This is a genomic window from Myroides guanonis (assembly GCF_900114085.1).
In the GTDB taxonomy this organism is placed as follows: domain Bacteria; phylum Bacteroidota; class Bacteroidia; order Flavobacteriales; family Flavobacteriaceae; genus Flavobacterium; species Flavobacterium guanonis.
The window spans coordinates 56,524-73,524 of sequence record NZ_FORU01000001.1 but is presented as its reverse complement, the minus strand read 5'-3'; the positions used below and the strand labels follow the sequence as shown (position 1 = coordinate 73,524).

The following is a 17,001-nucleotide window of genomic DNA, read 5'->3' as shown; positions in this document are numbered from 1 at the left end:
TACATACACATGAGCCTCTAAATTTGCTGTTTAATTATATTTAAAATGGAAAATATATTTGCAGTTATAACAGGATCTAGTCAGGGATTAGGTAAATCATTTGCACTAGAATTGGCTAGTAAAAAAAGGAATCTAATATTGATTAGCTTACCAAATGAAGGTCTAGAAAATCTCTCTGAAAAGTTAGAGAAACAATTTAAAATAAAAGTACTATATCGCGAAACGGATTTATGTGATAGAAATAATGTATTGGAAGTATCAAGTTGGATTAATGAAAACTTCAAAGTTAATCTACTCATAAATAATGCAGGTATTGGTGGTACTTTAAAATTTGAAGAAGCCTCTTCCTCTTACATTGAAAAAATCATTCAACTAAATGTTTTAGCCACTGCACTTCTAACCCATCAATTATTATTTAACCTTAAACAGCAAGAACAATCCTACATTTTAAATGTGTCTAGTTTAGCCGCTTTCTCACCTATTGGATACAAAACCGTATATCCAGCTTCTAAAGCATTTATTCATTCCTTTTCACGTGGATTATGCCAAGAATTAAAAGGAACGAATGTGTTTGTTAGTGTAGTAAATCCAGGTCCCATGAGAACTAATGAAGATATAACAAGGCGCATTAAAGAACAAGGTTTTTTTGGTAATATCACTTCTTTAGATCCAAATAAAGTTGCTTCATATTGTATCCGCCAACTAGAAAAGCGAGATAGCGTTATTATGGTAAATCATGTAAGTTGCATATTTTTATGGTTATTGCCAATATGGATAAAGCTACCTATTCTGACGAATAAAATTAAAAAAGAACTAAATATTGCAAGATGAAAAATATATTCATGACTGGAATCACTGGTCTATTAGGCACTAATCTGGCAAATAAACTACTTGAACAAGGTTATCATGTCACAGCCCTTGCTCGAAACCCAGAAAAATATACTGGCAAGTATACCAATCAACTTAACCTAGTATCTATGCATTTAGAGGATGATTATGATTTCTATTTAAACAAAATAGATATTGTAATACATATTGCAGCGGAAACTAGAACCAATCTATTGACCTATGCTGCTTATGAAAAGGTAAATTATGAAGCAACCATTAGATTATTTGAGAAATCAATAAAACATAACATTCTAAAATTTGTTTTCATAAGCACGGCAAATACTATTGGATATGGTAATCTAGAATTTTTAGGTACCGAAACACAAAAAATAAAAGAACCCTTTGATAAACTCTATTATGCACAGAGCAAACTAAAAGCAGAAGAATATTTGTTATCACACCAAACTAAGATTGGGGTTACCATCCTAAACCCGACTTTTATGATTGGTCCTTACGACAGCAAACCCAGTTCTGGAAAAATTATATTAATGGGCATGAACAAACGCTGGGTATTCTATCCTCCAGGTGGTAAGAACTTCGTTGCTGTTAATGACGTTGTTGATGCAATTTTCAAAAGCTTCAATGCTAAATCAAAAAGAGAAAAATATCTTATTGCAGGAGAAAATCTATCATATAAAGCATTTTTCAAAAAACTGAATCACAATACAAAACAGCGAACTGTCTTAATACCCATCCCTAAAATTTTACTGTTGTCTTTAGGAGTATTCGGTAATTTCCTGAGATTCTGTAAAATTAAAACTAGCTTACACTTAGTCAATATGAAAACCCTCTGCATTAAAAACTATTATAGTAACCATAAATCAATTAATGATCTAAATGTCCAATATAGTCCATTAGATAATGCTATTACAGAAAGTGTTAATTATTTCAGAGAGAGACAAATGATATAGTGATAATACAATAAAAACATAATGCATAGCTAATCTGCTTTTCAAAAAATAGAAAGTCTATTTTATACACTACTTTTGTACTGTATAAAAATCAACATGAAGAATACGAAAAATTATAAGCGCTCAAAAACCTTTTTTAAAAGAAGCCTGTTACTAATCGCGATTCTAAGTGTTTTAAGCATACTCTATATGTTTCATCCACAATTTGGTAAAAGACCCTCAGGTAAAAGATTAGAACGCATCAAGCAATCACCGCAATTTAGAGAAGGGAAATTTAAAAATACCAACCATACTCCACAAATAACACAGAATTTTAGTATCGCTTTATATGAGTTTTTCTTTAAAAAATCAGAAGAAAGCAAACCCAACCATGACATTCCTTCGATTGAATTGAATTGGGATAAATTGATAAACAAAGACAATTGCTTAATTTGGTTCGGTCACTCTTCCTATTTCATCAGATTAAACGGTAAGAACATCTTAGTAGACCCTGTATTCAGTGGTAGCATTTCTCCACTTCCAGGAAGTGGAAAAGCTTTTAAAGGTACTGAAGTAACTACCGCAGAAGCTCTTCCAAATATTGACTATCTTTTTCTTTCCCATGATCATTACGATCATATGGACTACAAAACATTAAAAACCTTGCAACCTAAAGTGGGAAAAATTATAGTTGGATTAGGAGTAGGATCTCATTTAGAATATTGGGGATATTCCACAAATCAAATTATAGAAAAGGATTGGTGGGACACTATTGATTTAGAAGGTGGTTTTAAAGTTACGGTAACTCCAGCAAGACATTTTTCTGGACGAAGCATTTGGTCTGCCAATACGCTTTGGGCCTCCTATGTCTTAGAAACTCCCTCCCTAAAGCTTTATCTAGGTGGAGACAGTGGTTATGACACTCATTTTAAAGAAATAGGTGATAAGTTAGGTCCATTCGACATTGCAATTCTCGAAAATGGCCAGTACAATCTAAGTTGGAAACACATTCATATGATGCCTGAAGAGGTTGTTCAAGCAACCAAAGATTTAAACGCTAAAATTTTATTTCCGGTCCATTCATCAAAATTTGTTTTGGCGAATCACTCTTGGTATGAGCCTTTAGAAAGAGTAAGTAATGAAGCCGTTAAACAAAATCAAGCACTAATTACTCCCTTAATTGGAGAGATAGTAGATTTAAAAAGTATGAATTCACATTCCACCTATTGGTGGAGATAAACTACAAGGGTTTCTAAAAGTTCTAAACACTACTTATATCAATAAATTAAATCCCTTTCTATAATGAATTATCATATTGAACCTTACACCGAAAAAGATCGTGCAGACCTACTCATCGTTTGGGAAAAATCGGTATTAGCAACTCATACCTTCTTAAAACCACAGGATTTTGAAGAAATACGCAACTTTCTTTATTCTATGGATTTTTCTCAATTCGAAGTGCACTGTTTATGGGATTCTAAATCTTTAATTGGTTTTATTGGTATTGATGGGGCTAAAATAGAAATGTTGTTTTTACATCCTGATTATATTGGTCAAGGATTGGGGAAACGACTACTCCAATTCGCGTGTAGTTCCTTGAATGCAACTTGCGTTGATGTAAATGAACAAAATAAAAATGCTTATGAATTCTATCTAAATTTTGGTTTTAAAACTTTTGAGCGAACCGAGAAAGATGATTTAGGTAAAGACTATCCGATCTTGAGAATGAAGCTTTAATTATCTCATATAGTCTCTTTTGGGATTTTAAAAATGGTGTAAATAAGTCTATAAAATAAAAAAGCTACCCCTTTAGGAGTAGCTTTAAGTTTCAAATATTGACTAAAATATTACACTGAAACACTAAAAGAATCTTGATTATATTTAAGTAATCTGTACTCAGAAAACGTTCTACAAACACAATCTCTTTTAATTCATCATTATAATTAGAAAGCGGGTATTGTAAATCTCCCCGCTTTCAATAGTTTTAATTTAAATTATCTATTAATTTGAACCCAACCCGTACGAATCTTATTATGTGATAATACTACATAATAATAAGTTCCATCAGGTAGTCCATTGCCATTCTTATCTTGCCCAACCCATTGATTGGTATATCCAAATCCATAAGAATAAACCTCAGCACCGTATCGGTTATAGATTTTTAAGTCTTGTACTGAATGAGAGCTTAAGTCAAATTGGTCGTTAACCCCATCTCCGTTTGGAGAAATTCCTTTTTGAATTGGACAATCTTCGTATCTAATAGAGAAACTACTTTCATCCACACACAAACCATCTTCTGAGCTAGCATAAACATAAATTGTTTGAGTAGTTCCAACGACAGTACCTGGAATTAGTCTAACACCATCTCCATTAGGACCACCTGATTTAGTATAATAACTATTGTTTTCTGAAAGTGGGTTTAATACATACAAAATACAATCCCTAACTGCATCTTCAAAGATGTCTGCTTTAACATCTCCCGTGATAGAAACATTAAAGAAAACCTCCTCATAACAACCTTCATCACCATTTCGTTGTAGGATGTAAATAGTGTGTTCACCTGGAACATCCAATACATCTCCCGCTTTATATTCGACCCCTTTAGCTGCGGATTCAGTATAATAATACTGGTTTTCCTCTAAGGTAGGTAAGGTATAACTAGCACATATTACAACGTCTTCTGGTTTATTAGGAACTTCTCCTTTCGAAACTTTAATAATTAACTCAAAAATCTCAAAACAATCAGTCCGCAAATCATCTATACGTATGAATATGCTAATTCCTCCTTGATCAGTATCATAAGCATATTTAGGATCAATAAAGTTATCACTTCCTTGTTCTGCTTCTGCTAAATCTAGATAATAAGTGGTTTTATAATCTTCTCTATTTACGTTTATGAACATTTCATCTTCTTGATCATCAAGGTTCAAAACAATTGGTACTAGTGAGTTCAGACACAAATCAATATGATTTGGTTTCTTAACTACCACTGAAATAGGAGGGAAAATTTCAATTATTTTTTCTCCAATAACCGAACAATTGATTTCAGGATACTCACCCACAACTTTGTAAACTCCAGATTCACAAGCTTCATAATTAGGTTCTGTTGCTCCAGGAATAACCTCACCATCTTTATACCAAGTGATATTTACATTCTCCTCACCAAGGCCAGACTTAATCGTAACGCATTCTCCACCACATAAAGCATTTCCATTCTCTACTAATAAATCTGCACCTAAATCTAAATCACCTAAATCGAAACTACCTGCATTAAAAAACACAGCAGAAGAGTGAGACTGAGTAGTACAAAAGTCCATTACAGCTAGTTTAATATGGTATTTACGCCCAGGAACTACATAATACTTATCAGATTCCATAGCTTTAGTCATTCCTACAAAATCAATAGGAGATTCTGATGGTTCATCTATACCATTCTCATAATGTTTCCAATAATACTCAGGGTTAACACTTCCACAAGTAACACCAGATTTGTCTGCATCTCTAATGGTATTCAATGCAATTGGGATATCGGTTCCTTTAATTTTTGCTAAATTAATTCCCTCTCCTGTTGTTGTGTCAATTAACCAAGCTGCAAATAAAGCTCCAACTCCACAATCATAGGTACACCCTTTAACATAACTGTTAGATGTAAACAAATACTCAAACTTAATAGAATCTTTAATTGGGATAAAATCAAACTCTAATTGAGTCACCCTTTTACTTTCAGTAGGTCCACCTCCAGCAGCATTAATAGCGTCGTTGATATCCTTATCACCTGTCCATCTGTAAGGGTTCTTCCCTCTATCAGCATATGCCCCATTAAAAGGGCCGGAAACAAATTTTACCTCACTAGTAGACAATACAATTCCTTCTTTAAATGGAAACTCTGTATTATTTTGATTAAAATATCCTAAAGTATTTATAGAAGTGGTAGCAGGACTACCGTCTCCAACTTGATAAGTTACATTTGAAACCAAGTCACAATTAGACTTAACGAAAACATCTTTTACTAATTCTTCTGCAGTATAATCTTCTCCATGAGGACTTACATATAAATAATCTGGAGAAGTAATACACAAATTAAATATATGATCAATATCTGGTGTATATACATTATCATTGATTCCTAATCTTATATAATATTTTTGACCCGAAATTAAATTTTTAAACGCTTTAAAATTAGAGGTCGAACTAAGCGTAAAACATTCTAGCGCAGTATTCGTTATAGAAGTACAAGGCTGATCATAAATAGCTCCATAAATTGTAGTTACTGTAGTCCCAGATAAATTTATCCAATCTAAAATTTTCAACGCATGTGTATCTCTATTTGCTGTAAACTCAAACCATACATCTTTCTTTAAAAATGTATTACAAGATGGAGAATCGATAGTTTTTTCATTAGCCATTTTAATAAATGATCCTGAAACTGTTTCTAAACACTCCTTACCATCATTCACAGGAATAGTAAATGCTCCTGAACAAATATCATTACCATCAACCTTAGTACCAAAAATAACCTTAGTAGACCAATCACTGTTTGATTTACCATCTGTACACTTAGCTCTCACAAAAATCGTATAAGCCTTTCCTCCAGTAAAACCAGTTAAAGTCGTTTTTGGAGTTCCTGTTACAGTAGTTGTTTGGATTGGCGTAGCAGTTTCATCTTGTCCATAATCCACTACAAGAACTTCCCATGAAGTAATTCCTCCATCTTGTTGCCATTCTAAATCAATAGTAGTCGCTGTTTGACCAGTTATTTTCACATAATATGGCTCTGGACATGTATCTACTTTTTTCAAGGTGATTTTATCTAAATATACATATGTAGTACCAACCGATTTTACATGCCATGCTAAATTAATATCCCCAGAAACACCATTGAAAAACGTAACTTCTTCTTCGTAGTTCCCATTTTTATATACTTTCGTTGGAAGTACTGTAGTCGTGAATTTCGTAGTATCAATACCTTGAGAAGACATCAACACTTCAAATTCATTATTATAAGATGCAGAACTTCTATAGTGATATTTTAAAACATACATACCTGGATCCATCTTAATGGTAGGAGAAACCAACCAATCATCATGCGTCTGTCCAGTGGTTCCATAGAAATACATAGCTTGATCTCCTTCATAAACACCAGAAGCTATATCATATGTTCTCCAAATATTATTTCCCGTAGGAGAAGTAGCATCGGCATTTCCATCGATAATGGTCCAACAACGGTATGTCTTTTCTAATTTATCAAAATTCTCATAATATGGAATTGTATAAATATCACAACCTGTTATAAATTTAATAGGTCCTTGCCATATACTATAAGTTCCATTCCCACAATTTGTGCGAACATAAAATTCATACTCTGTGTTAGGAGTAAAAGGATTTCCTTTTCCATCTATGGTTACAATTGTTTCTTTTGTAGTAGAAGCTGTACCAGAACCTATCGGTGATGCTTTACCCGCTTCTTGAATATAGTATTCCCAAGCTGTTGCTCCAAAAGCATCATCCCAAAATAAAGTCACTTTTTTAGCTTCAATATCTTTTACACCCATACTTGTAGGAAGTGGTTCAGGGCATCCTGTAACTTCCTCTATCGAAACATTATCTATGTACAAATAAGTATATTGACTTGAAGAGGTAACTTGCCATGCTAAACTTACATCTGCATTTACACCATCAATAAATAAATATTCTTCCTTCCATTCCGTGCTAGGATCATACTTCTTCTTAGGAACAATAACTTGCGTATAATTAGCTGTGCTATTGGTACCTGTAGTAGACATTAAAACAGCAAACTCATAATCATAGCTCGTTGTAGAAGTTGTTCTATAATTATATTTTAAACGGTATTTTTTACCAGCTTCAAACTTGATTCTCGGTGTCATCAACCAATCGTTATGAGGACGTTTATCTTCTTCCTTTTGAGATCCATAAAAATGGGCACTATGAGATCCTTCAAACCTTGTAGTTGAAGTTGTCCAAATATTTGAGGTAGTAGACATTCCTGCATCTGCATTTTCATCAATAACAGACCAACAGTCTAAAGTAACAGATCCTGTATTAAAGCCTTCCCAGAATGGTGTGTCGAATACCCCACAAGCGGTTTTAAACAAATAAGGCCCTGACCATTCACTTTGTTCTTCGAGACTACAAATGGTTCTGACATAATATTCATATACAGTTGTATGTGTTAACACATTTCCATTACTGTCTTGAGTAATTTTTACTTCTTTATTTTTTGTAGGGGTACCATTTCCTGTTGGTACAGCCCCACCGGCTTTTACTACATAATACTCCCAGTCTGAACCGAAATTATCCTTCCAGAAAATAGTTGCTTCTGTTTCTTTCTCATCTTTAACGTCTAAATCGATTGGCTCCGGACAACTAACTTCTTCTACAAAAACGTTATCAACATATAAAGTAGTATAATTAGCATTAGAAGTAACATGCCAACCAATATTTACCTTTCCGCCAACACCAGAAATGAATTCCTTTTTCTCAATATAATTTGAACCTGGAGCATATTTTTTCCTTGCAACGACTGTCGTAGTGAATTTGTCAAGATCTATACCCGCTTTAGACAACATTACTTCATGTTCATACTCATATGTATCGGATGAACTTGTTGAAGTTTTGTAATGATACCTTATACGATATATTTTAGTTGCATCAAAATTAAATGTAGGAGATATCAACCAATCGTTATGAGGTTTTTTAGTTACATCTGACTGTGAGCCATAATAATACATCGATTGATCGCCTTCATAAGAACCAGTTGTTTGATAAGCTCTCCATCTATTACTACTTGTAGCAGATTCAGTAGCATCATTATTTCCATCAACGATAGTCCAACAGCTTAAAGTTTCAGAATCCGTATTAAATCCTTCCCAGAATGGAAGATTAAACTCGTCACACAAGGTTCTAAATGTAATTGGCCCTATCCATCCACTAGTTTTACCTGGTCCACAAGTAGAACGCAAATAAAATTCATATTCAGTGTTTGGTTTTAGATTACCTCCCCCTAAATCATTATGTTTTTTAACTGTTATTTCTTTTTTATTTGCTAAACTCCCACTACCTACTGGAAGAGTTCCACCAGCTTCTTGAACATAATATTCCCATTGACTATTTTTATCATCTTCCCAAGTAAACGTAGCCTCATCCTTTTTTACTTCTTTAGTAATCACATCATCTTCAGGTCCGATACAATCCATTTTCTCGATACTTACATCATCTATATAAACATAGGTAGTTCCTTTTGACATCACATGCCATGCTATATTAGCATCACCTGTTATCCCAGTTATATAAACAGTTCTCTTTTCATAATTATCTGTTTTATAAACGGTCTTAGGTTCTAAAACCGTTGTGAACTTTTTAGTGTCTATTCCATCTGTAGACAGCACTACCTCAAACTCGATATTATAAGTAGTTGAGCTACTTGTTTTAAAATAATAGGTTAATCTGTATACAAAAGAACTGTTCATTTGCACTGTTGGTGACACCAACCAGTCATCATGATTAGTAGAAGTACTAGTTCCATAAAAATACATACTATAACTTCCTTGATTTGCAGCATAAGTTGAATTATATAGTCTCCATTTATTAGTTCCTGATGATATCCCATCTCCATTATTATCTAATATATTCCAACAATCTAGTGTAGGTGAATTTGTTTCAAAGGTTTCAGTAAATGGAGTTATTAATGCCTTACAAGTAGTTCTAAAAACAAATGGTCCTATCCAATCACTAAAACCACCATTAGCACACTTAGCACGAACATAGTACTCATACTCAGTATTGTCACTTAATGGAGTTCCATCTTGTTTTTTATCTACTATAACTTCTTTTACAGTTGTAGGAGTTCCAGCACTTATAGGTTCTCCGTCATCTTTCTCTTGGATGGAATATTCCCATGAAGAATTCTTATTGTCTTGCCATATTATAGTAGCTCTATCTGATTTTATATCTTTAGAAGATAAATCAAATGCTTCCGTACAATTTACTTCTTCTAGCGATATATTATCCAAATAGAGATATGTACCACTCTTAACTGTGTTTACCAACCAAGCGATATTAATTTCCCCTTCAATTCCAGTCATGAAATAACGCTCTTCATCCCAATCACTGCTACTGTGTCCTTTCTTAGATATTAACGTAGTAGTAAAATCACTAACTCCAACGCCTGAATTAGAAAGTTTGACTTCAAAATCATTTTTATAAGATGTTGATGTCTTATAGTGATACTTTAATCGATATGTTTTGGTAGAATCGACTTTAAATGTCGGAGAAATTAACCAATCATCGTGTTTTGGAGAAGTTGAATTACCATAAAAATACATGGAATGAGTACCATCTTTAAATGAAGTTGATGTTCTCCAAATATTATTAGAGGTGGTTTCGTCCTTATTATTATCTATTATAGTCCAACAATATATTGTACTAGAAGTAGTGTCAAAACCTTCTAAAAATGGAAGATTTAACAATACACAAGGTGTTCTAAACTGATATGGTCCAGTCCAATAACTTTTATCTGTAGGACTGCATACAGTTCTATACCAAACAAAATAGCTTTGATTAGGAACTAGGCCTTTAAAACTATAAGTAAGTGCATTATTTACACTTATAATAGTTGACGAACCACTAGGGCTATTGTCAGTCGTATTAATAAAAAGCTCATAGTTGTTGTCAAGATATCCATTAGGTCCAACCCAAGTAACATCTGCACTATCAGTATTAATAGCCCCAGCCTTCATGTCTTTGGGAGAAGAGCATGAAATAGTTTCAATCTCTACATTATCAATTGCCGCTGCAGGTGGATAAAAGCTATTAAAATCATTTGCCCATTGAAAAACAATCTTTATCTTTTTTCCAGCATAAATACTAACATCAGTCACTAAAAATTCCGTTTTCCAAGTAGCTTGTTTAAGTGAAGGCCCTTTTAATAGTTTCCCTTTAGTTGTATTCATTTTAGTACCAGCCGTTGGGGTAAAACTTTCGTCTACTATCCAGACTTCAAGATAATCATATAAATAGCTTGCTGTCCCCTCTCCTTCCCCTTTCCAATCATAAGTCAAACTAACATCTGATGTACTAACTGGAATAGAAATAGCTTTACTTACCGCAAAAGAAACTGAAGTAGTTAATGAATAACTATTAGAAATGCCTTTATCATCAGAAACATACATGGATTTAGTTCCTCCATTTTTGGTAGCTGTTCCAATAAACCAACCATTTTGGACACTATTAATAAAAGTCCAATTTGTGGTAGCACCTTCAAAATCATCGGAAAAAAGAGAACTTCCAGCAGCTGCTACATTAATGCTTTCATTATTTTCAAACGCATAATAAGGTTGTAAAAATAATCCTGGTGCAAAACTTTTCTGCAACCAATTCGAGTTATATTCTCGATATTCAATCGATGATGGTATTGCATAGCCATTATGAATTATCAATAGCAATAATACAATCATAAATTTGTTAAAATACAAAGTAAAGTTCCTCATACTATAGTCTTATTTCATTGAGTTAATACTCAAATATAACAAATTCAAAACTTTTTATACTGTTAATTTTAACTTATTCGTAAAATCATACTTTTAAATAATTAACAATTAAACAGCTATTAAAAAAACAACTATAGAATAATACCTATAAAACTGAGTAGACACACAAAGTCTCAAACAAAAAGATATGCTTAACAAAAACAACAATTAAACATATAAAAATTACTTAAAATATAAATTCACATGTTCTTTTTCACAATTTACCATCATAGAATACCCATCGTTATCCACAAAAAAACGATATAATAACCAAATATTAGGTTCAGAAACCCTATATTTCATATTTATTTAAAATTAAAAAACATTCATAAAATACATAATTAAAATCAATAAATTAACACAAGTAAATATTCAGGTTATTAAACAGACTAGACAAACATAAACTACACAATACTAGTGTGGTCTATAAATAAATAATTCAACAACAAAGTATCATTCTAATTCAAAATGCAATCCGTTAAAATTCATACACAATATTGAAAAAGGATATACATAGTTCTCTTACACAAACTAAAAATATGTAATCATGACCATTTAAACGAATCTTTGATAGAACCTATTTCATCTCCTCTATTTGCTATTGATAATTACTATTACAAAAGTAATATGAGAGGAAGTTATAGAAAGAAATTCTTAAAAGATATGCTTCTCGATACTCCCGAGGCAAATCGGATTCTCTCGGAATTTTATGGAGGTATTTATCTATTTGAAGATGGGAAGTTGGATAAAACAGTTTATGACTTAATGGAAATATGGAGCATTAAACAGACTCTATAGTTAGTTTAATGCTCCATAAATTAAAATTCTCATATAAATACATCGTTTATTACCCTTCCATACTCTTTTATTATTCAGTAAATCATAATAAAAAAACACCCTCAACCTCCAAAGATAATTTTTGCTTATCTGACCAAACACTTACTTGAACTTCGCCTATATGCTTCCTTTTTAAGAAAAACATACACAATCTAGATTGACCTATTCCACCTCCTATACTCTGTGGTAATAATTCTTCTAATATCATTCTATGATACATAAATTGAGATCTTTCTTCACATTTTCGCTCTTTTAATTGTTGTTCCATCACGTGTTTGTTTACTCGAATCCCCATAGAGGATAGCTCTACTGCCTCCTGTAATTCAGAATGCCATACTATAATATCTCCGTTCAATCCAATGTATCCATCTTCGTTTAGAGTACTCCAATCATCATAATCAGGTGCTCTCCCATCATGAGGTTCTCCAGAAGACAATTTATTACCTATTCCAATTAAAAATATAGCTCCATATTCTTTAGCTGCTTCATGCTCTCGTTGTTTTGGTGTTATGTTTGGATACCTCATCAAAAGCTCTTCTGAATGAATATAGGTAATGCTTTTAGGAAGGCTCGGTGTTATCTCTTGATATTTTACATGAACTGCTTTCTCCGTTTCTAACATAGCGTCATATATTCTCCCCACTGTTTCTTTTAAATAAGACAACGTGCGCTGCTTAGGATTCATTCTTACTTCCCAATCCCATTGGTCAACATAGATAGAATGTAAATGAGAATAATCTTCATCTGGCCTAAGTGCTTTCATATCTGTCAAAATCCCTATTCCTTCTTCTATCTCGAAATCTTTTAATCTAATCCTTTTCCATTTCGCCAAGGAATGAACCACTACTGCTCTTTTGTCTTGAAGCGCTTTCACAGGAAAGGAAACAGCTCGTTCAACACCGCTTAAATCATCATTAATTCCTGTTTCATCTAATACTACCAAAGGTGAAGACACCTTGTGTAACTTTAATTTTTCTGATAGCGAACTTGTAAAACTCTCTTTTACAAACGCTATCGCTTCTTCCGTTTTTAGTAAATCTTTACCCATCATCGACCGTTTTTATATTTTTAGTAAAAAGTAATAGAAACAAAAAAGCCTCTCGAATTCGAGAGGCTTTACAAAATCTTATATATAATTTTAGTGCAATAGTCTCCCGCTTCGAATAGAATTATTCAAATTATTATTAGCTGAGAAATTATTACTGCGTAGTATCATACTTTTGTTTCTTGTTATACAATATTAGAAAATATATTTCCAAGTACAAAACATCTAATCAAACATTTAGCAAAATATTAAGTCCAATGCTATTTTTCAATGAGTCTATTTTATAAGTTTATTTCCTAAATACTCTCTAACTTCTTGCTCCCATTCTTCCTTTAAAACACTCATTACAATGGAGCTTCTTCTTTTCCCTTCCACTGTATAGCCATTACTCCTTAACACTCCTTCTTCCACACAGCCTAAGCTTTTTAACGCGTTTAGACTTCTTTGATTATTGCTATCTAAACGAAACTCTAATCGTTCAAAATTCATTTCATCAAAGATAAATTCCATCAAGAGGTATTTACAGTTTTTATTTAAACCTGTTCCTTGAAACTCCTTTCCATACCAAGTATATCCTAAAGAAGTATTATCGCTATTTAAATCGACATCATATAACCGGGTGCAACCTGCATAAGACTCTTTTACCTTATCATATATGATAAAGGAATAGGACTTTCCATTTTTACGAGACTCTATTGCATCTTCTATATAGCGTTTCATATTTTCTGCCCCCCCTGCTTGTTGCAAAGAATACTTCCACAATTCAGGTTCATGTAATGCAAAATCCAATAAATATTGGTAGTGATTTATTTCTAAGGGAATCAACTTACACGAATCGTTTTCCAATTCATAATATTCTTTAAAATCGAAAATTGTTTTCATAAGCTACATCAGTTTTTCAGTTTAGGTGTGTTTTATTTATTAAAGTTTTCAAACATGACCACCTGCTTTTTCTAATAACAATACAATCTCCAGGAATCCCCTAATTCGAGCATGAGACAAAGCAGTGACTCCTTTTGAATCTGGAATATTTACATCTACTCCCCCCTCAATCAAGCTTTTTACTATTTTAATGTGAATAGGACCTCCATCGCTTAGTACCACTGCTTCCATAATTGCTGTCCATCCCAATCGATTTACATGATCGATTGGAAAATCTGGAGTATTTACTAACAATCGAACCATTTCGAGATGCCCCTTTTCTGCTGCTGGTATTAAAGCGGTTCCTCCATATCTATTAAAAACGTTATAGTCAGCTCCGTGTTTTAATGCTTCTTTTACTATTTCTAAGTTCCCATCTGCTCCAGCATATAAAAATGGACTATTTAAAATTTTATCCTGTGCATTGACATTTGCTCCTGCTTTCATCAAAAGCAATGCGATCTCATTCCTTTTTAAATAAGTTGCAAACAATAGAGGAGTTTGTCCTTCCGCGTTCGTTTGCTCTAAATCAATCCCTAATGAAAGCAAACGTCCCACCTCCTTTATATCGTTTAAATCTATTGCATTAAAAATACTCTGTTCACTCATACGTTGTTCTATTTCCAGATTATTATTTTGTGAAGATTGACAGTTTGTAAAAACAAACGTACTCATAATCAACGTTATCATCCACCTCATTTCTTGAATCCTTCTCATCTTTATATCTTCTTTTAAAACTACACTAATTCTTGTAACTCAATTAACTCTTCTATTTGATATAGAGGCTTATTTATCTCTTTACTTTCCTTTTGAACTTTTGAAAACCAACAACTATCAATTCCTACTTGCATTGCTCCTTCAACATCTGCTTCCCAACTATCTCCTATAAAAAGAACCTCCCTAGACTTATAATTACTCTTTTTTAAGCAATGAATAAAAAACCTCCTATCTGGTTTCTCAAAGCCGATAACATCCGAGACAAATAATTTATTAAAATAGCCATATAATCCAGATAGTTTAAGTCGTGAGGTTTGCATATCTAAAATACCATTTGATGCGGCAAACAGCTTGTATTTCAAACTTAAGTAATGTAATATTTCCTCTGCTCCATCTATTAAAACAGCTGTCTTGGCTAAACTTTCTTGAAATTTTTTATTAAATAAAGAAGGATCTACTTTTTCAACAAAAGAATTACACAATGTTTCAAAACGCATTTGCAAAACTTGTTCTACCTTTATCTCTCCTAACTTTTGCCTATCCCAAAGTGCTTTATCTACTTTATGAAAATATTCATATAATTCGGATGAATATTTTATTCCAATGCTTTTACAACTCTCTTCTAAAGCTTTTTGACTACATTTTTTAAAATCCAGTAGAGTATCATCTATATCAATAAATACAGCTTTGTATTGCTTTTTATCCATTTTAATTATTATAACATGTAATGGTTGTATCTAATACTTTCATTATTAAACTCAATATACTAAATTATAAAACACAAGATAATACAACTAAGCACTATTGCAAGCATGCATATTAAAACTCTGTTTCACCAATATAGTTCAAAAACAAAACAATAAAAAAAATAGTGTTTTTTTATTGCAATTTACTATCTATGATATTTTCAAAAAAAAAACAACTATTATGGGTTGAAAATCAACAATAAAAAGACAGCAAAAAGCATTAAGTGCATAACCCCTAAAACAGGAGTCGTTCTCTTTCCTAGAAATGACAATAAGCTTAAAATAAAAGTAATAAAAAACAGTGCCATTTCGGTGTTTGACATACCAAACAATACTGTTTTACCAGTTATTAACCCAGCGATTAACACCGCAGGAACTGTTAATCCAACTGTAGAAACAAATGCTCCGTGGCATAAATTAACAGCTCGTTGTAATTCATTGTTCATAGCAGCCTTTATTGCTGTAATCGATTCAGGTGTAAATACAATAATTGCTATTAATACCCCCCCCAGTTGAAGAGGTAAATTTGACACTTCAATTCCATAATTAACAACAGTTGCCATAGGACTTGACAATATAATAATAGGCAAAATGCAAGCTAATAAAACCAACGTTCGAACGATTGTTTCTTTATCTAAACCCGCTTTGGGGGTAGATAATTTTATAGGTGAATCTGTATTTACATCAGCTCTTTTAAATAAAATCTCCATTGCTCCCAAACACGGTTGTACATACATATAACTGTATTCTTTCATTTGGAATTTTAAAAAAACAGCATACACAACAGCAATAGCTCCCGAGATAAACATAGCCTGAAAATTGGTAAAAGCCCCCTCGCCTGCTCCTATTATAAAGTTCGGTAGTATCATTGAAATTCCACCTAATAAGAATATCATCGACAAATATGATAATGCTCCTGGTGCATTGTATTCTTGCTCTCCATATTTTAAACCACCCGATAAGAGACAAATCCCCATCACTAAATTCATAATAATCATCATAACAGAGAAGATAGAGTCTTTTCCAATTGTCGGAAATTCTCCTGGACCTAATAAAACTGCAGTTATTAGAATTACTTCTATACAAACAATCGAAAGGGTTAATATTAAAGTCCCGTATGGTTCACCAAGTTTGTTAGCTAAAGCATCTGCTTCTTTGACAACTCCAAACGAAGCGCCAACAATAGTGATTAGCAATAATAAAAAAACTAAGCCTCCGATTAGTGGAGTGAGACCACTACCTAATACATTATTTTTAAAAATACTGATAACTCCAACAGCCACCCAGATTAATAATAGTCGAATTATAGTTTTAGTATTCAAAATTTCTTTTAAGGTAGTTCCTGTAGTTAAAGCCATCGTTCAATAAATTAAGATGATTATTTTCTATACACCACAATTGCAATATCTACT

The 17,001-nt window shown here is 32.7% G+C and carries 11 protein-coding genes; 5 read left to right on the top strand and 6 right to left on the bottom strand.

What is annotated here, in order from left to right:
• Positions 1-45 precede the first annotated feature (45 nt).
• From BM024_RS00345 to BM024_RS00330, 4 genes are all read left to right on the top strand, one after another.
• On the top strand, positions 46-831 hold the full coding sequence (locus BM024_RS00345; protein ID WP_090677434.1) for an SDR family NAD(P)-dependent oxidoreductase: 786 nt from the start codon (positions 46-48) through the stop codon (positions 829-831).
• On the top strand, positions 828-1,799 hold the full coding sequence (locus BM024_RS00340) for an NAD-dependent epimerase/dehydratase family protein (protein ID WP_090677433.1): 972 nt from the start codon (positions 828-830) through the stop codon (positions 1,797-1,799). Before BM024_RS00345 ends, BM024_RS00340 begins: the two co-directional genes overlap by 4 nt.
• Before the next feature lie 96 nt (positions 1,800-1,895).
• Positions 1,896-3,017, top strand: coding sequence for an MBL fold metallo-hydrolase (locus BM024_RS00335; RefSeq protein WP_090677431.1), 1,122 nt, complete (start codon positions 1,896-1,898; stop codon positions 3,015-3,017).
• Between the two features lie 63 nt (positions 3,018-3,080).
• Positions 3,081-3,515, top strand: a complete 435-nt coding sequence (locus BM024_RS00330) for a GNAT family N-acetyltransferase (RefSeq protein ID WP_090677430.1) — start codon at positions 3,081-3,083, stop codon at positions 3,513-3,515.
• 257 nt (positions 3,516-3,772) lie between these two features.
• Here BM024_RS00330 and BM024_RS00325 read toward each other — a convergent pair whose 3' ends face one another.
• Complete coding sequence (locus BM024_RS00325; RefSeq protein WP_090677428.1) at positions 3,773-11,284, bottom strand: choice-of-anchor J domain-containing protein; 7,512 nt, start codon at positions 11,282-11,284, stop codon at positions 3,773-3,775.
• A 606-nt stretch (positions 11,285-11,890) separates the two neighbouring features.
• Between BM024_RS00325 and BM024_RS13590 the strand changes: the two genes are divergently transcribed.
• Positions 11,891-12,121, top strand: a complete 231-nt coding sequence (locus BM024_RS13590) for a hypothetical protein (RefSeq protein ID WP_143077685.1) — start codon at positions 11,891-11,893, stop codon at positions 12,119-12,121.
• An 82-nt stretch (positions 12,122-12,203) separates the two neighbouring features.
• On the opposite strand, the gene asnA is transcribed toward BM024_RS13590, so the two are convergent.
• The 5 genes from asnA to BM024_RS00300 all read right to left on the bottom strand — a co-directional run bounded on the left by asnA (position 12,204) and on the right by BM024_RS00300 (position 16,947).
• Positions 12,204-13,211, bottom strand: a complete 1,008-nt coding sequence (asnA, locus tag BM024_RS00320) for an aspartate--ammonia ligase (RefSeq protein ID WP_090677426.1) — start codon at positions 13,209-13,211, stop codon at positions 12,204-12,206.
• A gap of 270 nt (positions 13,212-13,481) precedes the next feature.
• The gene (locus BM024_RS00315) at positions 13,482-14,087 is read right to left on the bottom strand and encodes a GNAT family N-acetyltransferase (RefSeq protein WP_090677423.1); all 606 of its coding nucleotides are present in this window, start codon (positions 14,085-14,087) and stop codon (positions 13,482-13,484) included.
• Between the two features lie 48 nt (positions 14,088-14,135).
• The gene (locus BM024_RS00310) at positions 14,136-14,843 is read right to left on the bottom strand and encodes an ankyrin repeat domain-containing protein (RefSeq protein ID WP_090677421.1); all 708 of its coding nucleotides are present in this window, start codon (positions 14,841-14,843) and stop codon (positions 14,136-14,138) included.
• Positions 14,844-14,863: 20 nt separating this feature from the next.
• Positions 14,864-15,550 carry a YjjG family noncanonical pyrimidine nucleotidase gene (locus BM024_RS00305; protein ID WP_090677419.1) on the bottom strand — a complete coding sequence of 229 codons (687 nt, stop codon included), beginning with the start codon at positions 15,548-15,550 and terminating at the stop codon, positions 14,864-14,866.
• Positions 15,551-15,768: 218 nt separating this feature from the next.
• Positions 15,769-16,947 carry a calcium:cation antiporter gene (locus BM024_RS00300; RefSeq protein ID WP_090677417.1) on the bottom strand — a complete coding sequence of 393 codons (1,179 nt, stop codon included), beginning with the start codon at positions 16,945-16,947 and terminating at the stop codon, positions 15,769-15,771.
• Positions 16,948-17,001: the final 54 nt, after the last annotated feature.